At 72.1% G+C, this 18,278-nt stretch carries 18 protein-coding genes; 5 read left to right on the top strand and 13 right to left on the bottom strand.

From position 1 onward, the window contains the following. Positions 1-120: 120 nt before the first annotated feature. Genes hisF through hisD form a run of 8 tightly spaced genes read right to left on the bottom strand, consistent with a single transcriptional unit; the run spans position 121 to position 5,870 of the window. Complete coding sequence (hisF, locus tag ABT154_RS06545) at positions 121-876, bottom strand: imidazole glycerol phosphate synthase subunit HisF (RefSeq protein ID WP_351853644.1); 756 nt, start codon at positions 874-876, stop codon at positions 121-123. Beyond that, positions 873-1,271, bottom strand: a complete 399-nt coding sequence (locus ABT154_RS06540; RefSeq protein WP_351853642.1) for a RidA family protein — start codon at positions 1,269-1,271, stop codon at positions 873-875. Before ABT154_RS06540 ends, hisF begins: the two co-directional genes overlap by 4 nt. Then, positions 1,268-2,005 (bottom strand): bifunctional 1-(5-phosphoribosyl)-5-((5-phosphoribosylamino)methylideneamino)imidazole-4-carboxamide isomerase/phosphoribosylanthranilate isomerase PriA, encoded by a 738-nt coding sequence (gene priA, locus ABT154_RS06535; protein WP_351853639.1) that lies wholly within the window; start codon positions 2,003-2,005, stop codon positions 1,268-1,270. The genes ABT154_RS06540 and priA overlap by 4 nt, the downstream gene beginning before the upstream one ends. A gap of 2 nt (positions 2,006-2,007) precedes the next feature. Then, on the bottom strand, positions 2,008-2,655 hold the full coding sequence (gene hisH, locus ABT154_RS06530; protein ID WP_351853637.1) for an imidazole glycerol phosphate synthase subunit HisH: 648 nt from the start codon (positions 2,653-2,655) through the stop codon (positions 2,008-2,010). Beyond that, entirely contained in the window at positions 2,652-2,816 is a 165-nt protein-coding gene (locus ABT154_RS06525) for a CG2302 family histidine operon protein (RefSeq protein WP_317876273.1), read from the bottom strand. The genes hisH and ABT154_RS06525 overlap by 4 nt, the downstream gene beginning before the upstream one ends. A gap of 2 nt (positions 2,817-2,818) precedes the next feature. Then, positions 2,819-3,412: an imidazoleglycerol-phosphate dehydratase HisB gene (gene hisB / locus ABT154_RS06520; protein WP_056560681.1), complete on the bottom strand. Its 594-nt coding sequence runs from the start codon at positions 3,410-3,412 to the stop codon at positions 2,819-2,821. Beyond that, positions 3,409-4,521: a histidinol-phosphate transaminase gene (locus ABT154_RS06515; protein WP_351853634.1), complete on the bottom strand. Its 1,113-nt coding sequence runs from the start codon at positions 4,519-4,521 to the stop codon at positions 3,409-3,411. The genes hisB and ABT154_RS06515 overlap by 4 nt, the downstream gene beginning before the upstream one ends. Before the next feature lie 5 nt (positions 4,522-4,526). Continuing rightward, entirely contained in the window at positions 4,527-5,870 is a 1,344-nt protein-coding gene (hisD, locus tag ABT154_RS06510; protein WP_351853632.1) for a histidinol dehydrogenase, read from the bottom strand. 247 nt (positions 5,871-6,117) lie between these two features. Here hisD and ABT154_RS06505 point away from each other — a divergent pair, with 247 nt between their 5' ends. The 4 genes from ABT154_RS06505 (at position 6,118) to ybaK (ending at position 10,302) form a co-directional block, all read left to right on the top strand. After that, positions 6,118-7,761 (top strand): oxidoreductase, encoded by a 1,644-nt coding sequence (locus ABT154_RS06505; protein ID WP_351853630.1) that lies wholly within the window; start codon positions 6,118-6,120, stop codon positions 7,759-7,761. 147 nt (positions 7,762-7,908) lie between these two features. Continuing rightward, positions 7,909-9,009 (top strand): hypothetical protein, encoded by a 1,101-nt coding sequence (locus tag ABT154_RS06500; RefSeq protein ID WP_351853627.1) that lies wholly within the window; start codon positions 7,909-7,911, stop codon positions 9,007-9,009. 11 nt (positions 9,010-9,020) lie between these two features. Then, positions 9,021-9,758, top strand: a complete 738-nt coding sequence (locus tag ABT154_RS06495) for an LON peptidase substrate-binding domain-containing protein (RefSeq protein WP_351853624.1) — start codon at positions 9,021-9,023, stop codon at positions 9,756-9,758. 46 nt (positions 9,759-9,804) lie between these two features. Further along, positions 9,805-10,302 carry a Cys-tRNA(Pro) deacylase gene (ybaK, locus tag ABT154_RS06490; RefSeq protein WP_351853621.1) on the top strand — a complete coding sequence of 166 codons (498 nt, stop codon included), beginning with the start codon at positions 9,805-9,807 and terminating at the stop codon, positions 10,300-10,302. A gap of 33 nt (positions 10,303-10,335) precedes the next feature. Here ybaK and ABT154_RS06485 read toward each other — a convergent pair whose 3' ends face one another. The 4 genes from ABT154_RS06485 to ABT154_RS06470 are packed head-to-tail and all read right to left on the bottom strand — an operon-like array spanning position 10,336 to position 14,260. Continuing rightward, a complete protein-coding gene (locus ABT154_RS06485) occupies positions 10,336-10,977 on the bottom strand; it encodes a DUF2567 domain-containing protein (protein ID WP_351853619.1) in 642 nt (213 codons plus the stop codon). A 34-nt stretch (positions 10,978-11,011) separates the two neighbouring features. Continuing rightward, positions 11,012-11,839 carry an ABC transporter permease gene (locus ABT154_RS06480; protein WP_502969453.1) on the bottom strand — a complete coding sequence of 276 codons (828 nt, stop codon included), beginning with the start codon at positions 11,837-11,839 and terminating at the stop codon, positions 11,012-11,014. Between the two features lie 40 nt (positions 11,840-11,879). After that, the gene (locus ABT154_RS06475; RefSeq protein WP_351853616.1) at positions 11,880-12,860 is read right to left on the bottom strand and encodes an ABC transporter ATP-binding protein; all 981 of its coding nucleotides are present in this window, start codon (positions 12,858-12,860) and stop codon (positions 11,880-11,882) included. An 11-nt stretch (positions 12,861-12,871) separates the two neighbouring features. Then, positions 12,872-14,260, bottom strand: coding sequence for an NYN domain-containing protein (locus ABT154_RS06470; protein ID WP_351853614.1), 1,389 nt, complete (start codon positions 14,258-14,260; stop codon positions 12,872-12,874). Between the two features lie 216 nt (positions 14,261-14,476). Here ABT154_RS06470 and ABT154_RS06465 point away from each other — a divergent pair, with 216 nt between their 5' ends. Continuing rightward, positions 14,477-14,653 (top strand): hypothetical protein, encoded by a 177-nt coding sequence (locus ABT154_RS06465; RefSeq protein WP_351853612.1) that lies wholly within the window; start codon positions 14,477-14,479, stop codon positions 14,651-14,653. Between the two features lie 74 nt (positions 14,654-14,727). Here ABT154_RS06465 and dnaE read toward each other — a convergent pair whose 3' ends face one another. After that, positions 14,728-18,267, bottom strand: a complete 3,540-nt coding sequence (dnaE, locus tag ABT154_RS06460; RefSeq protein WP_351853610.1) for a DNA polymerase III subunit alpha — start codon at positions 18,265-18,267, stop codon at positions 14,728-14,730. Between the last annotated feature and the right edge of the window lie 11 nt (positions 18,268-18,278).

Here is an 18,278-nt window from a genome sequence, read left to right as displayed (position 1 = left end):
CTGACCGTAGACAGGAAGGAAAACTTGCGCAATAGAATTTGCGCAACAGAACTTGTGTATATGGACGAAGAAGAAGGGCCCCGGGAGCGGGGCCCTTCTTCTTCGCGAAAGGCGGGCGGCTCAGCGGACCGGGTGGCCCGCCTCCCGCAGCGCCTCCTTGACCTGCGAGATCCGCAGGTCGCCGAAGTGGAAGACGGAGGCCGCGAGCACCGCGTCCGCGCCCGCCGCCACGGCCGGCGGGAAGTCGGCGAGCCGGCCGGCGCCGCCGGAGGCGATCACCGGGACCGTCACGTGCTTGCGCACGGCCGCGATCATCTCGGTGTCGTAGCCGTCCTTGGTGCCGTCCGCGTCCATCGAGTTGAGCAGGAGCTCGCCCGCGCCCAGCTCGGCGGCCCGGTGCGCCCACTCGACGGCGTCGATGCCGGTGCGCTCGCGACCGCCGTGCGTCGTCACCTCGAAGGAGCCGGAGGCGGTGCGCCGGGCGTCGACCGACAGGACGAGCACCTGGCGGCCGAAGCGCTCCGCGATCTCCCGGATCAGGTCGGGGCGGACGATGGCGGCGGTGTTGACGCCCACCTTGTCGGCCCCGGCCCGCAGCAGCTTGTCGACGTCGTCCGCCGAGCGGACGCCGCCGCCGACGGTGAGCGGGATGAAGACCTGCTCCGCGGTGCGGCGCACCACGTCGTAGGTCGTCTCCCGGTTCCCGGAGGAGGCGGTGATGTCCAGGAAGGTCAGCTCGTCGGCGCCCTCGGCGTCGTACAGCCTGGCCATCTCGACGGGGTCGCCCGCGTCCCTGAGGTTCTGGAAGTTGACGCCCTTGACGACCCGGCCGTTGTCCACGTCCAGGCAGGGGATCACTCGTACGGCGAGGCTCATGCGGCACTCCCCCGGTACGCCTCGACCTCGACCTCGACGACCAGCCGGGGGTCGATGAAGCCGGAGACGATGATCATCGACGCGGCGGGGCGGACGGCGTCGAACAGCTTCTTGTGGGCGCGGCCGACCTCGTCCACGTCACGGGCGTGGGTGATGTACATCCGGGTCCGCACGACGTGCTCCGGGCCCAGGCCCAGCTGCTTCAGCGCGTCGAGGGCGACGTCGAAGGAGTTGACCGTCTGGTCGTACGGACCGCCGTCGGCGATCTGGCCGTCGACCACCGACGTACAGCCGGCGACCAGGACCAGGCCGTTGGGGAGCTCGACCGCACGGGAGTAGCCGACCTGCTCCTCCCAGGGGGCTCCGGTGACGACCTTGCGCACCGCGTCCGTCATGCCGGGGCCACCACTTCGAGCGCCTCTTCCAGGGTGAACGCCTTGGCGTAGAGTGCCTTGCCGACGATCGCGCCCTCGACGCCCAGCGGGACCAGACCGGACAGGGCCCGCAGGTCGTCCAGGGACGACACGCCGCCGGAGGCGACGACGGGCTTGTCGGTGGCCGCGCAGACGTTCCTCAGGAGCTCCAGGTTGGGACCCTGGAGGGTGCCGTCCTTGGCGATGTCGGTGACGACGTAGCGGGAGCAGCCCTCGGAGTCGAGACGGGCCAGCGTCTCGTAGAGGTCGCCGCCGTCGCGGGTCCAGCCGCGCCCGCGCAGGGTGGTGCCGCGGACGTCGAGGCCGACGGCGATCTTGTCGCCGTACTCCGCGATGACCTTGGCGACCCACTCGGGGGTCTCCAGGGCGGCGGTGCCGAGGTTGACGCGGGTGCAGCCGGTGGCGAGGGCGGCGGCCAGCGAGGCGTCGTCGCGGATGCCGCCGGAGAGCTCGACCTTGATGTCCATGGCCTGGGCGACCTCGGCGATCAGCAGCCGGTTGTCCCCGGTGCCGAAGGCGGCGTCGAGGTCGACCAGGTGCAGCCACTCGGCGCCGGAGTTCTGCCAGGCGAGGGCCGCTTCGAGCGGGGAGCCGTACGAGGTCTCGGTGCCGGACTCGCCGTGCACGAGGCGGACGGCCTGGCCGTCGCGGACGTCGACGGCGGGGAGGAGTTCGAGCACGCTTCGAGACGACACAGTCACAGGGTTCCGATCCAGTTGGTGAGGAGCTGGGCTCCGGCGTCGCCGGACTTCTCGGGGTGGAACTGGGTCGCCCACAGGGCGCCGTTCTCGACGGCCGCGACGAAGGGCTCGCCGTGGGTGGCCCAGGTGACCTTGGGGGCGCGGATGTTGGCGTTGCCGACCTCCAGGGTCCACTCGCGCACCGCGTAGGAGTGCACGAAGTAGTACCGGGTGTCGGCGTCGAGTCCTGCGAACAGCTCGGTGTCCGCGGGCGCGTCGACGGTGTTCCAGCCCATGTGGGGGACGACGGGGGCGTTCAGCGGTTCGACCGTGCCGGGCCACTCGTCGAGGCCCTCGGTGTCCACGCCGTGCTCGATGCCGTGGGCGAAGAGCACCTGCATGCCGACGCAGATGCCCATCACGGGCCGGCCGCCGGCGAGGCGGCGGCCGATGATCCACTCGCCGCGGGCCTCCTTGAGGCCCCGCATGCAGGCGGAGAAGGCACCGACGCCGGGGACGAGCAGTCCGTCGGCGTTCATCGCACGGTCGTAGTCGCGGGTGATCTCGACCTCGGCGCCGACCCGGGCGAGGGCCCGCTCGGCGGAGCGCACATTGCCGAAGCCGTAGTCGAAGACGACGACCTTCTTGGAGGTGGCCGCGCTCATGACCACACGCTCAGCCGCAGCACGCCGGCGGACAGGCACATCGCGGAGCCGATGGCGACGAGCACGATGAGGCCCTTGGGCAGCTTCTGCTTGACGAAGGAGTAGACGCCGCCGAGCAGGAAGAGGCCGACGACGATCAGGATGGAGGAGAGGCCGGTCACGGTTAGAGCGCGCCCTTCGTGGAGGGGAGGATTCCGGCGGCGCGCGGGTCGCGCTCGGAGGCGTAGCGGAGCGCGCGGGCAAGGGCCTTGAACTGGCACTCCACGATGTGGTGGGCGTTGCGCCCGTACGGGACGTGGACGTGCAGCGCGATCTGGGCCTGCGCGACGAAGGACTCCAGGATGTGCCGGGTCATCGTCGTGTCGTACGAACCGATCATCGGCGCCATGGTCTCGGGCTCGGTGTGCACGAGGTAGGGGCGGCCGGAGAGGTCGACGGTGACCTGGGCGAGCGACTCGTCCAGCGGCACCGTGCAGTTGCCGAAGCGGTAGATGCCGACCTTGTCGCCGAGGGCCTGCTTGAAGGCGGCACCGAGGGCGAGGGCGGTGTCCTCGATGGTGTGGTGCGAGTCGATGTGCAGGTCGCCGTCGGTCTTGACGGTGAGGTCGAACAGACCGTGCCGGCCGAGCTGGTCGAGCATGTGGTCGTAGAACCCGACCCCGGTCGACACATCGACCTTTCCGGTGCCGTCGAGGTCGATCTCGACGACGACGGAGGTCTCCTTGGTGGTGCGCTCAACGCGGCCTACGCGGCTCATCGCTCCTGCTCCTTCATCAATTCACGAACCGCGTCGAGGAACGCGTCGTTCTCTTCGGGGGTGCCCGCGGTGACCCGCAGCCATCCCGGTACGCCGTTGTCCCGGACCAGGACGCCCCGGTCGAGGATCCGCTGCCAGGTCGCGTGCGTGTCGGGGAACTTCCCGAACTGCACGAAGTTGGCGTCCGACTCGGTGACCTCGTAGCCGATCCCGCGCAGCTCGGTGACGAGCCGGTCGCGCTCGGCCTTGAGCTGCTCGACGTACCCGAGGAGGGTGTCGGTGTGCTCCAGGGCGGCGAGCGCGGTCGCCTGGGTGACGGCGGAGAGGTGGTAGGGCAGCCGGACCAGCTGGACGGCCTCGATCACGGCCGGGTGCGCGGCGAGGTAGCCGAGACGGAGTCCGGCGGCGCCGAAGGCCTTGGACATGGTCCGGGAGACCACCAGGTTCGGGCGGCCCTTGATGAGGGGCAGCAGCGAGTCCCGGTGGCTGAACTCCACATAGGCCTCGTCGACGACCACCATCGAGGGCCTGGCCGCCTGGGCCGCCTCGTACAGGGCGACGACGGTGTCGGCGGCGACGGCGGTGCCGGTGGGGTTGTTGGGGCTGGTGACGAACACGACGTCCGGGCGGTGCTCGGCGATGGCCCGCTCCGCCGCCGCGAGGTCGATCGTGAAGTCCTCGCGGCGCGGGCCGGAGATCCAGCCGGTGCCGGTGCCGCGGGCGATCAGGGCGTGCATCGAGTACGAGGGCTCGAAGCCGATCGCCGTACGGCCGGGGCCGCCGAAGGTCTGCAGCAGCTGCTGGAGGACCTCGTTGGAGCCGTTGGCCGCCCAGACGTTCTCGGCGGCGACCGGGTGCTTCGCGGTGCGGGTGAGGTACGCGGCCAGCTCGGTGCGCAGCTCGACCGCGTCCCGGTCGGGGTAGCGGTTGAGGTGGCGGGCGGCCTCGGCGACCCGCTCCGCGATCCGGGCCACCAGGGGCTCGGGCAGCGGGTAGGGGTTCTCGTTGGTGTTCAGCTGGACGGGAACGTCGAGCTGGGGCGCGCCGTAGGGGGACATGCCGCGCAGCTCGTCGCGGACGGGCAGGTCGTCGATCCTGATCTCGCTCACTTGCTCTACGGCACCTTCCAGCCGAACCGGGCCTTGACCGCCGCGCCGTGCGCGGGCAGGTCCTCGGCCTCGGCGAGGGTCACGACGTGGTGGGCGACGTCGGCGAGGGCGTCGCGCGTGTAGTCCACGATGTGCACCCCGCGCAGGAAGGACTGCACGGAGAGACCCGAGGAGTGGCAGGCGCAGCCGCCGGTGGGCAGGACGTGGTTGGAGCCGGCGCAGTAGTCGCCGAGCGAGACCGGCGCCCAGGGGCCGACGAAGATCGCGCCGGCGTTGCGTACGCGGTCGGCGACGGCGGCGGCGTCGGCGGTCTGGATCTCCAGGTGCTCGGCGCCGTAGGCGTCGACGACCTTGAGGCCGTCGGCCAGGTCGCGGACGAGGACGATCGCGGACTGGCGGCCGGCGAGGGCCGGGACGATCCGGTCGTCGACGTGCTTGGAGGCGGCGACCTGGGTCTTCAGCTCGGCCTCGGTGGCGGCGGCCAGTTCGTCCGAGTCGGTGACGAGGACGGAGGCGGCCATCGGGTCGTGCTCGGCCTGGCTGATGAGGTCGGCGGCGACGTGCACGGGGTCGGCGGTGGAGTCCGCGAGGATCGCGATCTCCGTCGGGCCGGCCTCGGCGTCGATGCCGATGCGGCCCTTGAGGAGGCGCTTGGCGGCGGCCACGTAGATGTTGCCGGGGCCGGTGACCAGGTTGACGGGGGCGCAGCCGGGCTCGCCGTCGGCGCCCTCGCCGCCCTCCGTGCCGTACGCGAACATGGCGATGGCCTGGGCGCCGCCGGCGGCGTACACCTCGTCCACGCCGAGCAGGGCGCAGGCGGCGAGGATCGCCGGGTGCGGCAGGCCGCCGAAGTCCTTCTGCGGGGGCGAGGCGATGGCCACGCCCTCGACACCGGCCTCCTGGGCCGGGACGACGTTCATCACGACGGAGGACGGGTAGACGGAGCGTCCGCCCGGCACGTAGAGCCCGACGCGCTCGACCGGGATCCACTTCTCGGTGACCGTGCCGCCGGGGACGACCTGGGTGGTGTGGGTGGTGCGGCGCTGCTCGCGGTGGACGAGCCGGGTGCGCCGGATGGACTCCTCCAGGGCGGCGCGGACGGCCGGGTCGAGTTCGTCGAGGGCGCGGCCGATCGCCTCGGCGGGGACGCGGAGGCTGGGGACGCGGACGCCGTCGAATTTCTCCCCGTACTCGATCACCGCTGCCGCGCCATGATGCCGGACGTCCTCGCAGATGGGCCGCACCGTCTCCAGGGCGGCTTCCACGTCGAACTCGGCACGGGGCAGCAGGTCGCGCAGGGCGGAACCCTCGGGGAGGGCCTCGCCGCGCAGATCGATTCGAGAGATCACGGGTCAATTCTCGCAGACGGCCTACAACGCCGGTCGCCCGTATCAACAGCTGATACATGCCAATCACTGACCGATACGCACCCCACTGGCGTCTTGTCGCCACTCCTGACCGTTAGCGTTCAGCCCGTCACTCAGCGGGAAGAACGGCTGTACGAATCCGCGAGGGCCGTCGGGAACCGGAGACAGGAACCGGGGAGACGGGATCGCGGAGTCGTGGGAACGGATCGTGGAAAGCGAGGGGGCGGCATTGACCGAGCCGCACGAGGACGGGATGCCGGACGGTCTCACAGGTCCGGAGCGGGCCATGTGGCGGGCGTTCCGCATCGGCAGGACGTGCGATCTGACGGAGGGGGTCGCGGAGCGGGACGACCCCTTCGGGGTACGGGAGTGGGGAGAGGCGCGGACCGTCCGCGCGGACGTGGTGGCGCTGCTGCTGCTCGCCGGGCCGCCGGCCCGCTCCGGGCGCGTCGCCGCGCTGAAGCTGCGCGGTGTCCGGATCACCGGCGTGCTGAATCTGGCGGGCGGGACGATAGGGCCGTACGTCGAGCTGCACGGCTGCCGCTTCGACGACGAGGTGGTGCTGCCGGAGGCCCGCTTCGGCACCCTGCGGATGGTCGGGTGCGCGCTGCCGCGCCTGGAGGCGGCCCGGCTGCACACCGAGGGCGACCTGCACCTGCCGCGCTGCCGGGTACGGCACGGCATCCGACTCACCGACGCCCAGATCGGCACGGACCTGCTCGTCAACCAGATCCAGGTGTGGCCGGACCGGAGCGGCCGGGCCATCACGGCGGACGGGATGGTGGTCGCCCAGGACCTCCAGGCCGAGCTGATCGAGACGCACGGGGAACTGAGCCTGCGCGGGGCGAAGGTCGGCGTGTCGCTCAGCCTCCGGGGCAGCGTGCTGCGCGGCGCGCAGGGCCGCCGCGCGCTCAACGCACCGCAGCTGACGGTGGAGCGCTCGCTCTATCTGAACGCGGCGTGGGTGTACGAGGACCCGGGCCCCCAGGCGGACTCCGAGTACCCGGGCGGCTCCTCGTACCCGAGCGGCGGCTCGACGGCCACCCCGCCGTACGGCGTGGCGCCCGGCCACGGCGCCCGGCGCAAGCCGGTGGAGTGCCACGGCGGGGTGCGGCTCGACGACGGCCGGTTCGGTGACGCGGTCGACCTCCACCACGCCCGCTTCCTGCTGAGCGGGGCGCGCCGGGAGGAGGTCTCGCTGCGCCGGATCGTCACCCCGGAGCTCCGGTTCAACAGCGAGCGGCCGGAGGAGGGCCGGGTCGTGCTCAACGGCGCCAAGGTCGTCACCCTGATCGACCTGTCGACGAGCTGGCCGGGCCCCGGCGGGCTCGCGATGGGCGGCTTCGCCTACGAGAACCTCGTGCCGTACGGCCACTTCCCGCTGGCCCGGCGGCTGGAGTGGGTGGCCGCCGCGACCCCGGAGTACGCCCCCGAGCCGTACGAGCGGCTCGCGACGGTCCTGCGCGGCAGCGGCGAGGACGCCGACGCCCGCGAGGTGCTGCTCGCCAAGCAGCGGCGCAGACGGGAGACCCTGCCGATCGCGGGGAAGCTGTGGGGGTACCTCCAGGACTGGACGGTGGCCTACGGCTACCGGCCGGGCCGGGCTGCGCTGTGGATGGCGGTCCTGTGGGCGGCGGGCACGGTGGCCTTCTCCCACTACCGGCCGATACCGCTGAAGGCGGACGAGGCACCCGAGTGGAACGGCACGCTGTACGCCCTGGACCTGCTGCTCCCGGTGATCAACCTCGGGCAGGACGGCTACTGGCGCCTCGAAGGCGTCTGGCAGTGGGTGGCGGCGGTGCTGATCATGCTCGGCTGGATCCTGGCGACGACGGTGGCGGCGGGCGCGACACGCCTGCTGAGCAGGGGGTGAGCCGGCCCGGCGGCGGGCCGGTGCCGCCCGGGGTGCCGGGCCGGTGTGGACGGCGTGCCGACGGGTGCCGACGGTGTGAGGGACGTGTGCCACAGGGGTGAGAAGTGCTGCCGTAGCGGGAGGGGCCGGGAGAGAATATGTCGCACCATGTGCTTGCTCCGCGCCCTGATGGGGGTCGTCCGCTCGGCCCGGTACACCCCGCGGCCCGCCGCCGGGTTCGTGCCGGACGACGACGTGCTCCTCGACGCCCCGGACGAGCGCCTCGCGCCCGCCCTGGTCGCCGCCGCGCTCGCCGACCCGGAGCCCGCCGCGAAACTGCTCGCCACCACCCGGGACGCCGGCGAGTGGGAGGACCGCGACCGGTACGTCACCCGGCTGGCCACCTTCGCGTACAGCAGGGGCGAGTGGCTGACCCACTGGCTGTCGGCGGCGCCCCGCGACCCCGACGCCCTGCTCGTCACGGCCCAGCTCGCCGTGCGCAGGGCCTGGGACTCCCCCGCGCGGGCCGAGCGGCTGCGCGAGCTGGGCCCGCTGGTCCACGCCGTCGCGGAGAACGCGCCGCACGACCCGGTGCCGTGGCGCCTCGCCCTCGACCACGCGCGCGGGGCGCACGCGGGGCACGGGGTCTTCGAGTCGCTCTGGGAGCAGGCCGTGCGCCGCTCCCCGCACCACTACGGCAGTCATGTCGCGGCCGTGAAGTACCTCTCCGCGCAGTGGTACGGCTCGCACCGGGCCGCCTTCGACTTCGCCGAGCAGGCGGCCGACGACGCCGCCCCGCACTCGCTCGTACGGGCGCTGCCGGTCCGCGCGGCCTACGACCGGCTCCGGGTGCCGCCGCTGCGGGACCCGGCGGTGCCGGAGGCGCGGGTCGACCGGGCGGCGGACCGCGCGCTGGCGCTGTCGGCGGCCTTCCCGGCGGGCGACCCGTGGCCGGCCGAGGTCCGCAACCTGCTGGCGTACGTGCTGATGGAGCGGGCGCGCTGGGAGGAGGCGCGGGAGGAGTTCCGGAGGATCGGCGCCCACGCCACCTCGTTCCCCTGGGGAGCCGGCCGGGGGGCCGGGCCGGGAGCCGGGCCCGGGGCCACCGGGGGCTCCGCTCCGGGCGCCGGACCGGAAGCCGTACGGGAGGATCCGCTGCGGAGCTTCCTCGCCGCGCGGGACCGGGTCGGGGGCGGCGCGGCCCGCCGCGGGCCGTTCCGGGGCACCGGAGGTGGACGGGCAGGACGGGGAGCGCCCGGCGGCCATTAGTCTTGACCGCTGTGACCACCGCTCGCCTGCCTCTGTTCCCGCTCAACACGGTGCTGTTCCCCGGCCTCGTGCTGCCGCTGAACGTCTTCGAGGAGCGTTATCGCGCCATGATGCGCGAGCTGCTCACGATCGACGACTCGGAGCCCCGCCGCTTCGCCGTGGTCGCCATCCGCGACGGCCGCGAGGTCGCGCCGACCGCCCCGGGCATGCCCGACCGGACGGCGCTGCCGGAGAAGGGCCCGGCCGCGGGCTTCGGACCCGACCCCGCCCAGGCCTTCCACCAGGTCGGCTGCATCGCCGACGCGGCCTCGATCAGGGAGCGCGCGGACGGCAGCTTCGAGGTGATGGCCACCGGCACGACCCGGGTGAAGCTGCTGTCGGTCGACGCGAGCGGGCCGTTCCTGGTCGGCGAGGTCGAGGAGATCCCGGAGGAGCAGGGCGAGGAGGCCGGCACCCTCTCCGAGGGGGTGCTGCGGGCCTTCCGCAGCTACCAGAAGCGGCTGGCGGGGGCCCGGGAGCGTTCGCTGACGACGAGCGAGCTGCCGGACGACCCCTCGGTGGTGTCGTACCTGGTCGCGGCTGCGGCCGTGCTGGACATCCCCTCGAAGCAGCGGCTGCTCCAGGCCCCGGACACGGCGACCCGGCTGCGCGAGGAGCTGGCGCTGCTGCGCGCGGAGACGGCGGTCATCCGGCATCTGCCGTCGCTGCCGGTGGTCGACCTGACGCAGGCCCCGACGTACCCGAACTGAGCCGGGGGACCTTGCCGGTCCCCCGGGATCCCGAGGAAGAGCGCGCGTGGCGAAGAAGCAGAAGAAGAACAGCGGCGGCACCCCGGCGACGGTGGCCCTGACGGCGGCCGGCACTCCGTTCACCCTGCACGCGTACGAGCACGACCCGGCCTCCCCGTCGTACGGCGAGGAGGCGGCGGAGGCCCTGGGCGTCTCCCCCGACCGCGTCTTCAAGACGCTGGTCGCGGACGTCGACGGCGAGCTGACCGTCGCGGTGGTCCCGGTCGCGGGCCAGCTGGACCTGAAGGCGCTGGCCTCGGCGGTCGGCGGCAAGCGGGCGGCGATGGCCGACCCGGCGGCGGCGGAGCGGACCACGGGGTACGTCCGCGGCGGCATCTCCCCGCTCGGGCAGCGCAGGCGGCTCCGTACGGTTCTGGACGCCTCGGCCTCGGACCACGCGTCCATCTGCGTGTCGGCGGGGCGGCGCGGCCTGGAGGTGGAGCTCTCCCCCGCCGACCTGGCCGCCCTCACCTCGGCGGTCGTGGCCCCCATCGGCCGCGTCTGACGTACGGCGCGGCCGAGGTGCGGGCCGGGTCCGTCAGCTGGGGCTCGGACCCTGGGTGTACGGCTTCGGCTGGTCCCAGGGGTCCGGCTCCGGGTCGCGCGGGCCGAAGACGGCCGTGAGCGCCAGGTGCACGATCATCGCGGCGAGCGGCCAGGCCAGCATGGCGGCAGCCGCCAGGTTCAGTTCGAGGGGCGCCTCGAAGGCGACACGGGGCCCGACCGCCTTGGCGTGGGCGACGACATCGCTGGTCGGCCCGAAGGAGACGCCGAGGCCCCAGGCGAGCAGGGAGCCGAGGACGCCACCGATCGCGAGCCCGAGCACCAGCGGGACGCCGCCCTTGCGGCGCAACAGGAAGACGACGATCGCGGCGACCGCCCCGAAGGCCAGGGCGAGCAGGACGAACGTTCCGTCGGCGCCGATGGCCGCCTCTCCCTCGGAGTTGCTGAGGTAGACGCCCCTGCCGTCCGAGACGAGCAGGACGCGGGGGGCCAGGTTCAGCCAGAGCACTCCGAGCAGCGCGCCCGCGAGGGCCGAGGCGACGGTCACCAGGACACCCTGCAGGACCTCGGCCGCCGTGATCGGGTCGCCGGCCGGAACGTGCGGCGGCGGGGGCGGCGGGGGCCCGCCGGGATCGTGCGGTGTCGGCTGGTGAGGCGGAGTCAGGGGTGCGGTCACCCCGCCATCGTGCCAGGTGTCCCTGTGGCCCGCCTCAGCGGACGGCGGCCCGCCGGTAGGCCCCGGTGGCGACCGCCAGGGAGACCACGCCGACCGCCGCGCACACACCGAGGTCGAGGACGACGGCGGCCCAGTCGGGATGGGGGGCGAAGGTGCGGGCCAGGGCCTCCACGCCGTACGTCGACGGCAGCAGGTCCCGGGCCCAGCCGATGGGCTCGGGCAGCCGCTCGGCCGGGAGCACGCCGAGGAGCAGCGCGGCCGACATGCCCAGCTGGCCGAGGAGGGTGGCGAGCTCCGGGCGGGGCGCGAGGAGGCCGAGGGCCGCGCCGAGGCCGGCGAGGGCCGCTCCGGCGAGCGGTACGACGGCGGCGAGGATCCACAGGTTGCCGAGCGGCAGCCCGAAGAGCACGGAGCCGATGACGGCGGTGACGGCGGTGCCGGGCACGGTGAAGGAGGCGTACGCGCCGGCCGCGCCGAGCACGACGGCGGCGGGTGGCACGGGCAGCGTGGCGTAGTGGTCGAGGCCGCCGGTGGCCCGCAGCTGCCCGAAGTACTGGGCGAGCAGGTTGAGGGCGACGAAGGCGACGACGAGGACGGTGGAGCCGGCCACGACGGCCCGCGCCTCGGAGCCTCCGTCGACGACCCCGCGCATCAGGACCATGATCCCGACGGACTGGAAGGTGGCGACGAAGAGCAGCGGGATGCGGGCGACCCGGGCGCGGGAGAGCTGCGCCCGGTAGACGGCGGCCAGGGACGGCAGCAGCCGGGCGCGCGGGGCGAGGGGCGCGGCGGCGTCCTCGTCGGCGCGGGCCTGGACGGTGGGCGCGCCGGTCGGCAGGACCTCGGCGGGCACGGTGCTCACTGCGTACAGCTCCTGACGGTCATGGGCGGGTCGTGGCGGGTCACGCCTTCACCAGTCCCTCGGCCGCGCCGCCCAGGGCGAGGTACACGTCCTCCAGGCTGGGGGTGGCCAGGGTGAAGTCGTCGAGTGCGGCGAAGGCGGCGCCGCCGGTGACGGTGGCGACGGCGGCGCGGGCCGCGTCGGGGGCGAGGCGGAGGATCCAGCGCCGGCCGGTCTCCTGGGCGCGTCCGCGCAGGGCGGCGACCTCGGGGAGGTGGAGCGGGGCGGACTCGCGCCAGACCAGTTCGACGCGCACCTCGCCCGCGACGCGTTCCTTGAGTCCGGCGGGGGTGTCGCAGGCGATCACCCGGCCGCGTTCGAGGACGGCGACCCGGTCGAGGACGGTCTCGGCCTCGATGACGTTGTGGGTGACGAGCAGCACGGTGGCGCCGTGCTCGGCGCGCCGCCGGTCGACGGCCGCCCAGACGGCGCGGCGGGCGACGGGGTCCATGCCGGTGGTGGGTTCGTCGAGGACGAGGACGGGGCGGTGGCCGACGAGCGCGGCGGCGAAGCAGGCGAGCCGCCGCTGTCCGCCGGAGAGCTTCTTGAGGGGCCGGGAGGCGATGGGGCCGAGGCCCAGCTCGTCCAGGACGGCGTCGCGCTCGGCGCGGGCGTCGGCGGCGGTAAGGCCGCGCAGCCGTCCGGTGGTCTCGGCGGCGAGGGAGACGGTCAGCTCGTCGAGGGCGGTGGACTCCTGGCCGAGGTGGGCGAGGAGCCGGGCCGCCCGCTCGGGGTGGCGGACGAGGTCGTGGCCGAGGAGGCGGACGGTGCCGGAGTCGGGGCGCATGAGGCCGGTGAGCTGACGGACGAGGGTGGACTTGCCGGCTCCGTTGGGTCCGAGCAGGCCGAAGATCTCGCCGCCACGCACATCGAGGTCGATCCCGTCGGTGGCCCGCACCTCGGGTGTCGCGGGCGCACCGCGCCCGCCGCGCGTGGCGGGGTACGTCTTGACCAGATCCCGCACCACGCACACCGTACTCACGGGGGAAGAGCCTACGGGGTCGCCGGGCCCGCTCCGGGCGCGGGGGCGTGTTCGGCGGCGGCGCGGACGTCGATCTCGCGCCAGAATCCGGCCCGGATCGCGTACCGGTCGTGCTCGTCGATCTGGTCGTCCTTGTGGGCGAGCAGGCCGAACCGTGCCGCGTAGCGGAGGAGTTCGCCGTCGATGCGGTGCGGGATGCGGGGGTAGAGGGTGGACAGCTTCTGGACGTGGGTCTGCTCGGGGAGCCGTTCCATCCACCGGCGGGCGAACACCTGTCCGACCTCGAACGGGTCACCGCCGACGGTGGTGATGTCCTCCTCGCGGTCCGCCCAGCGCTGCTCGGCGCTGGTGAGGGCGGCGAGGGTGGGCAGGGAGGCGGTCTCGGCCGGTTCGCCGAGGGGGGCGGCCGGGCGCTCGACCCAGCCCCGGTCGGAGGACCAGCGGAGCGCGCTCGCGCCCTGCGGGACGGAGGCGCTCCCGGGGCTTCCGGGGCCGCGCAGGCCCGCGAGGTCCTTGGGGGTGGGGACGCCCTTGCCGGGGGCCGGGACGGGGCCGCCGTCGCCATGGGTGTGCTCGTCGTCCCGGACGTGGCCGGCGCCGTCGTGGATGTGGGGACCGCCGTGGACGTGCTCGTCGGCGCGGAGGTGGCCGTTGGGATGGACGTGGCCGTTGCCGTGGACGCGGTTTCCGTCGGCGGTGGAGCCCTCCGCCGAGGCGGCGGCTGCGGCGGCCTCGGCGGCCCGTTCGGCGGAGGCGGCGAGGGCGGCTTCCGGGAGCGGCGCCGAGAGGATGGCGGCGATCTCGGGGCGAGGGGCCGGAGCGGGCGAACAGAGGCCGCTGAGGTCCCTGGCTCGGATGGCGCGGGTGATCCAGGCCCGGTCGAGGACCCGCCGCTCGTCGGCCTCGGCGACCAGGTCCTCGGACTGGTTGTAGTCGCCGTCGGCGGCCTGGACGGCCCAGAGGTGGACGGCTACGCCGTGCTCCTTGGCCGACATCAGACCGGGCAGCAGGTCGCCGTCGCCGGTGACCAGCACGATGTCGGAGCAGGCCCGGTTCCTGGCCAGCTCGGTGAGCTCGGTGTGCATGGCCGCGTCGACGCCCTTCTGGGCCCAGCGTCCGTCGCTCCTCGTCAGGGCGCCGAGCCGCACGGTGACCCGGGGCATCACCCGCAGTCTGCGGTGCTCGGGCTGGGGCACCCGGTCGGGCGCGCCGTCGAACCAGTAGATCCGCAGCAGGGGCAGCGCGGTCTCCGCCTCGGCGCGCTGGCGCAGCTGCTGGATGAGCCCGGCGTGATCGACGGTGATCCGTGAGCGGGCCGGTTCCCCGGCGAGAAGACTGGCGGCGGCGCCCAGCAGGTAGCCGGCGTCCACCAGGACGACGCAGCGGTCCACGTGTTCCACCCTCTTTCGGGAACCTCGGGATCGGAAGTTGCTTCGGATTTCCTTCGAGTCTGCCCGAAGGGCGGGGGCTCGACGGCCGGAACTGGATCATCGGCGTGGCGGATGTCACGTCCGGAGTGCCCTTACGCTCCGTAATGATCCAACATGCGGCGGTTCGTGCGGTATGTGAGTCTGACAGCGGCCCTGGCCCCTAGGTCCCTTTGAGGAGGCATCCCCATGGCCAAGAACCGCAATCAGAACCGCAGTCAGAAGCAGCAGCAGTCGTCGGCCGAGCGCGGCGCCCAGCAGGCGCAGCAGTCGGCGATGGAATCCCAGGCCGAACAGCGCGCCAGCCAGGTCACGCCGGGTGACATGGCGCGCAAGGGCCGTCAGAAGCGCTTCGGCCACAACTGACGGATCCCGAGTACGGCAAAGGGGCGCGCCCGTGACGACGGGCGCGCCCCTTGCGCGTACGGGAACTCTGCCGGTCAGCCCGCCAGGCAGGACGGGCCGAGCAGCACCTTCAGGTCGCCGAAGAGCGCCGGATCGGCCTGCACCCGGTGCCGGTCGAGCCGGAGCACGGTGGTCTTCCGGGGGCCCTGGAGCTTGATCCGCACCTCGGTGTTGCCCTTGTGGTGGCCCAGGATCTCGCCGAGCCGGGTGACCATCGGCGGGGTGACCTTCACGGTGGGGATGGTGAGGATCACGGGTGCGTTGGTCCCGGCGTTCGACAGGTCGGGGACCATCAGTTCCATGGCGACCAGACGGGGGATGTCCTCGCGCTTGTCGAGCCGCCCCTTGACGAAGACGACGGTGTCCTCGACGAGCTGGGTGGAGACCAGCTGGTACGTGGCCGGGAAGAACATGCACTCGATGGAACCGGCCAGGTCCTCGACGGTGGCGATGGCCCAGGCGTTGCCCTGCTTGGTCATCTTGCGCTGGAGGCCGGAGATGATGCCGCCGATGGTGACGACCGCGCCGTCGGAGTGCTCGCCGCCGGTGAGCTGGGAGATCGCCGCGTCCGTCTTGTCGGAGAGGACGTGCTCGATGCCGAAGAGCGGGTGGTCGGAGACGTACAGGCCGAGCATCTCGCGCTCCTGGGCGAGCAGGTAGGACTTCTCCCACTCGACGTCGGAGAACTCGACGTCCAGCCCGAAGCCGGGCTCGTCGGTCGCCTCGTCGCCCATCCCGCCGAAGAGGTCGAACTGTCCCTCGGCCTCCTTGCGCTTGACCGCGACCACGTTGTCGATCATGGGTTCGTGGTGGGCGACCATGCCCTTGCGGGTGTGGCCCATCTCGTCGAAGGCGCCGGCCTTGATCAGCGACTCGATGGTCCGCTTGTTGCAGACGACGGCCTCGACCTTGTCGAGGAAGTCCGGGAAGGTGCCGTACTTCCCCTTCGCCTTGCGCGACTTGATGATCGACTCGACGACGTTGGTGCCGACGTTCCGCACGGCGGAGAGACCGAAGAGGATCACGTCGTCGCCCTGGGCGGCGAAGTTCGACTCGGACTCGTTCACGTTCGGCGGGAGCACCTTGATGCCCATGCGGCGGCACTCGTTGAGGTAGACCGCGGACTTGTCCTTGTCGTCCTTCACCGAGGTGAGCAGACCGGCCATGTACTCGGCGGGGTAGTTCGCCTTGAGGTAGGCGGTCCAGTAGGAGACCAGGCCGTACGCGGCGGAGTGCGCCTTGTTGAAGGCGTAGCCGGCGAAGGGGACCAGGACGTCCCAGAGCGCCTGGATGGCCTGGTCGCTGTAGCCGTTCTTCTTCGCGCCCTCCTGGAAGATGACGAAGTTCTTCGCCAGCTCGTCGGGCTTCTTCTTGCCCATCACGCGACGCAGGATGTCGGCCTCGCCGAGCGAGTAGCCGGCGATGATCTGGGCGGCCTTCTGCACCTGCTCCTGGTACACGATGAGGCCGTAGGTGACCGCGAGCACCTCTTCGAGCGGCTTCTCCAGCTCGGGGTGGATCGGGGTGATCTCCTGCTGCTTGTTCTTGCGCAGGGCGTAGTTCGTGTGCGAGTTCATGCCCATCGGGCCCGGCCGGTACAGGGCCGAGACGGCGGAGATGTCTTCGAAGTTGTCGGGCTTCATCAGGCGCAGCAGCGAGCGCATGGGGCCGCCGTCGAACTGGAAGACCCCGAGCGTGTCACCGCGGCAGAGCAGTTCGTACGTCTTGGGGTCGTCCAGCGGCAGGGCGAGGAGGTCGAGCTCGATGCCCTTGTTGGCCTTCACCATCTTGACGGCGTCGTCCATGATCGTGAGGTTCCTGAGGCCCAGGAAGTCCATCTTGATCAGGCCGAGCGACTCGCACTGGGGGTAGTCCCACTGCGTGATGGTCACGCCGTCCGTGTGCCGCACCCAGATCGGGGCGTGGTCGACGATCGGCTCGCTGGACATGATCACGCCGGCCGCGTGCACGCCCATCTGCCGTACCAGGCCCTCGACGCCGCGGGCGGTGTCGATGACCTTCTTGACGTCCGGCTCGTTCTCGTACATCGCGCGGATCTCGCCGGCCTCGCCGTAGCGGGGGTGCGAGGGGTCGGTGATGCCGTTGAGGTCGATGCCCTTGCCGAGGACGTCGGCGGGCATGGCCTTGGTGAGCCGGTCGCCCATGGCGTACGGGTAGCCGAGGACGCGCGCGGAGTCCTTGATGGCGTTCTTGGCCTTGATCTTGCCGTAGGTGCCGATCATGGCGACCTTGTCGGAGCCGTACTTCTCCGTCACGTACCGGATCACCTCGACGCGCCGGCGCTCGTCGAAGTCGATGTCGACATCGGGCATCGAGATGCGCTCGGGGTTGAGGAAGCGCTCGAAGATCAGTCCGTGCGGGATCGGGTCGAGGTCGGTGATGCCCATGGCGTACGCGACGATCGAGCCGGCCGCGGAGCCTCGGCCGGGGCCCACGGCGATGCCCTGCTTCTTCGCCCACATGATGAAGTCGGCGACGACGAGGAAGTAGCCGGGGAAGCCCATCGAGATGATGGTGTCCATCTCGTACTCGACCTGCTTCATGCGGTCCTCGGGGATGCCCCCGGGGAAGCGGCGGTGCATGCCCCGCATGGTCTCCTCGCGGAACCAGGTGGTGTCGGTGTACCCCTCCGGGATGTCGAACTTCGGCATGAGGTTCTTCTCGACGAACATGCCGTCGGTGTTGATCTGCTCCGCGACCAGGAGGGTGTTGCGGCAGCCCTCCTGCCAGGCGTCCGAGGAGTCGATGGCGTACATCTCGTCCGTGGACTTGAGGTAGTAGCCGGTGCCGTCGAAGCGGAAGCGGTCCGGGTCGGAGAGGTTCTTGCCGGTCTGGATGCAGAGCAGGGCGTCGTGCGCGGTCGACTCGTGCGCGTACGTGTAGTGCGAGTCGTTGGTGACCAGCGGCGGGATGCCGAGCTTCTTGCCGATCTCCAGGAGTCCGTCGCGGACCCGGCGCTCGATCTCGATGCCGTGGTCCATCAGCTCCAGGAAGTACCGGTCCTTGCCGAAGATGTCCTGGTACTCGGAGGCGGCCTTCAGGGCCTCGTCGAACTGGCCGAGGCGGAGCCGGGTCTGCAGCTCGCCGGAGGGGCAGCCGGTGGAGGCGATGAGCCCCTCGGACCACTTGGAGATGGTCTCCTTGTCCATCCGGGGCCACTTCTGCAGCCAGCCCTCGGCGTACGCGTCGGAGGACAGCTTGAAGAGGTTGTGGAGTCCGGTGGAATTGGCGGCCCAGATCGTCTTGTGGGTGTAACCGCCGGAACCGGAGACGTCGTCCCGCTTCTGGTGCGGCTGGCCCCACTGGATCTTCCGCTTGTTGCGCCGGGACTCCGGGGCGACGTACGCCTCGATGCCGATGATCGGCGTCACACCGGCCTTCTTCGCGCTGTGGAAGAAGTCATAGGCCCCGTGGAGGTTGCCGTGGTCGGACATGGCGATGTGCGTCATGCCCATCTCGTTGCACGCGTTGAACATGTCCTTCAGCCGCGCGGCACCGTCCAGCAGCGAGTACTGGGTGTGGACGTGGAGGTGCGTGAAGGGCGGCTTGGTCACGGGGGAGGCCT

Source organism: Streptomyces sp. NPDC001728, from assembly GCF_040297565.1.
Taxonomy (GTDB): Bacteria; Actinomycetota; Actinomycetes; order Streptomycetales; family Streptomycetaceae; genus Streptomyces.
Note: the sequence above shows the minus strand (reverse complement) of the source record. Positions and strands in the feature narration are given on the sequence as shown.

Coding starts and splice junctions, on each gene's coding strand:
- hisF (WP_351853644.1), bottom strand. CDS start 876: ATGAGCCTCGCCGTACGAGTGATCCCCTGCCTGGACGTGGACAACGGC.
- ABT154_RS06540 (WP_351853642.1), bottom strand. CDS start 1,271: ATGACGGACGCGGTGCGCAAGGTCGTCACCGGAGCCCCCTGGGAGGAG.
- hisH (WP_351853637.1), bottom strand. CDS start 2,655: ATGAGCGCGGCCACCTCCAAGAAGGTCGTCGTCTTCGACTACGGCTTC.
- hisB (WP_056560681.1), bottom strand. CDS start 3,412: ATGAGCCGCGTAGGCCGCGTTGAGCGCACCACCAAGGAGACCTCCGTC.
- ABT154_RS06500 (WP_351853627.1), top strand. CDS start 7,909: ATGTGCTTGCTCCGCGCCCTGATGGGGGTCGTCCGCTCGGCCCGGTAC.
- ABT154_RS06465 (WP_351853612.1), top strand. CDS start 14,477: ATGGCCAAGAACCGCAATCAGAACCGCAGTCAGAAGCAGCAGCAGTCG.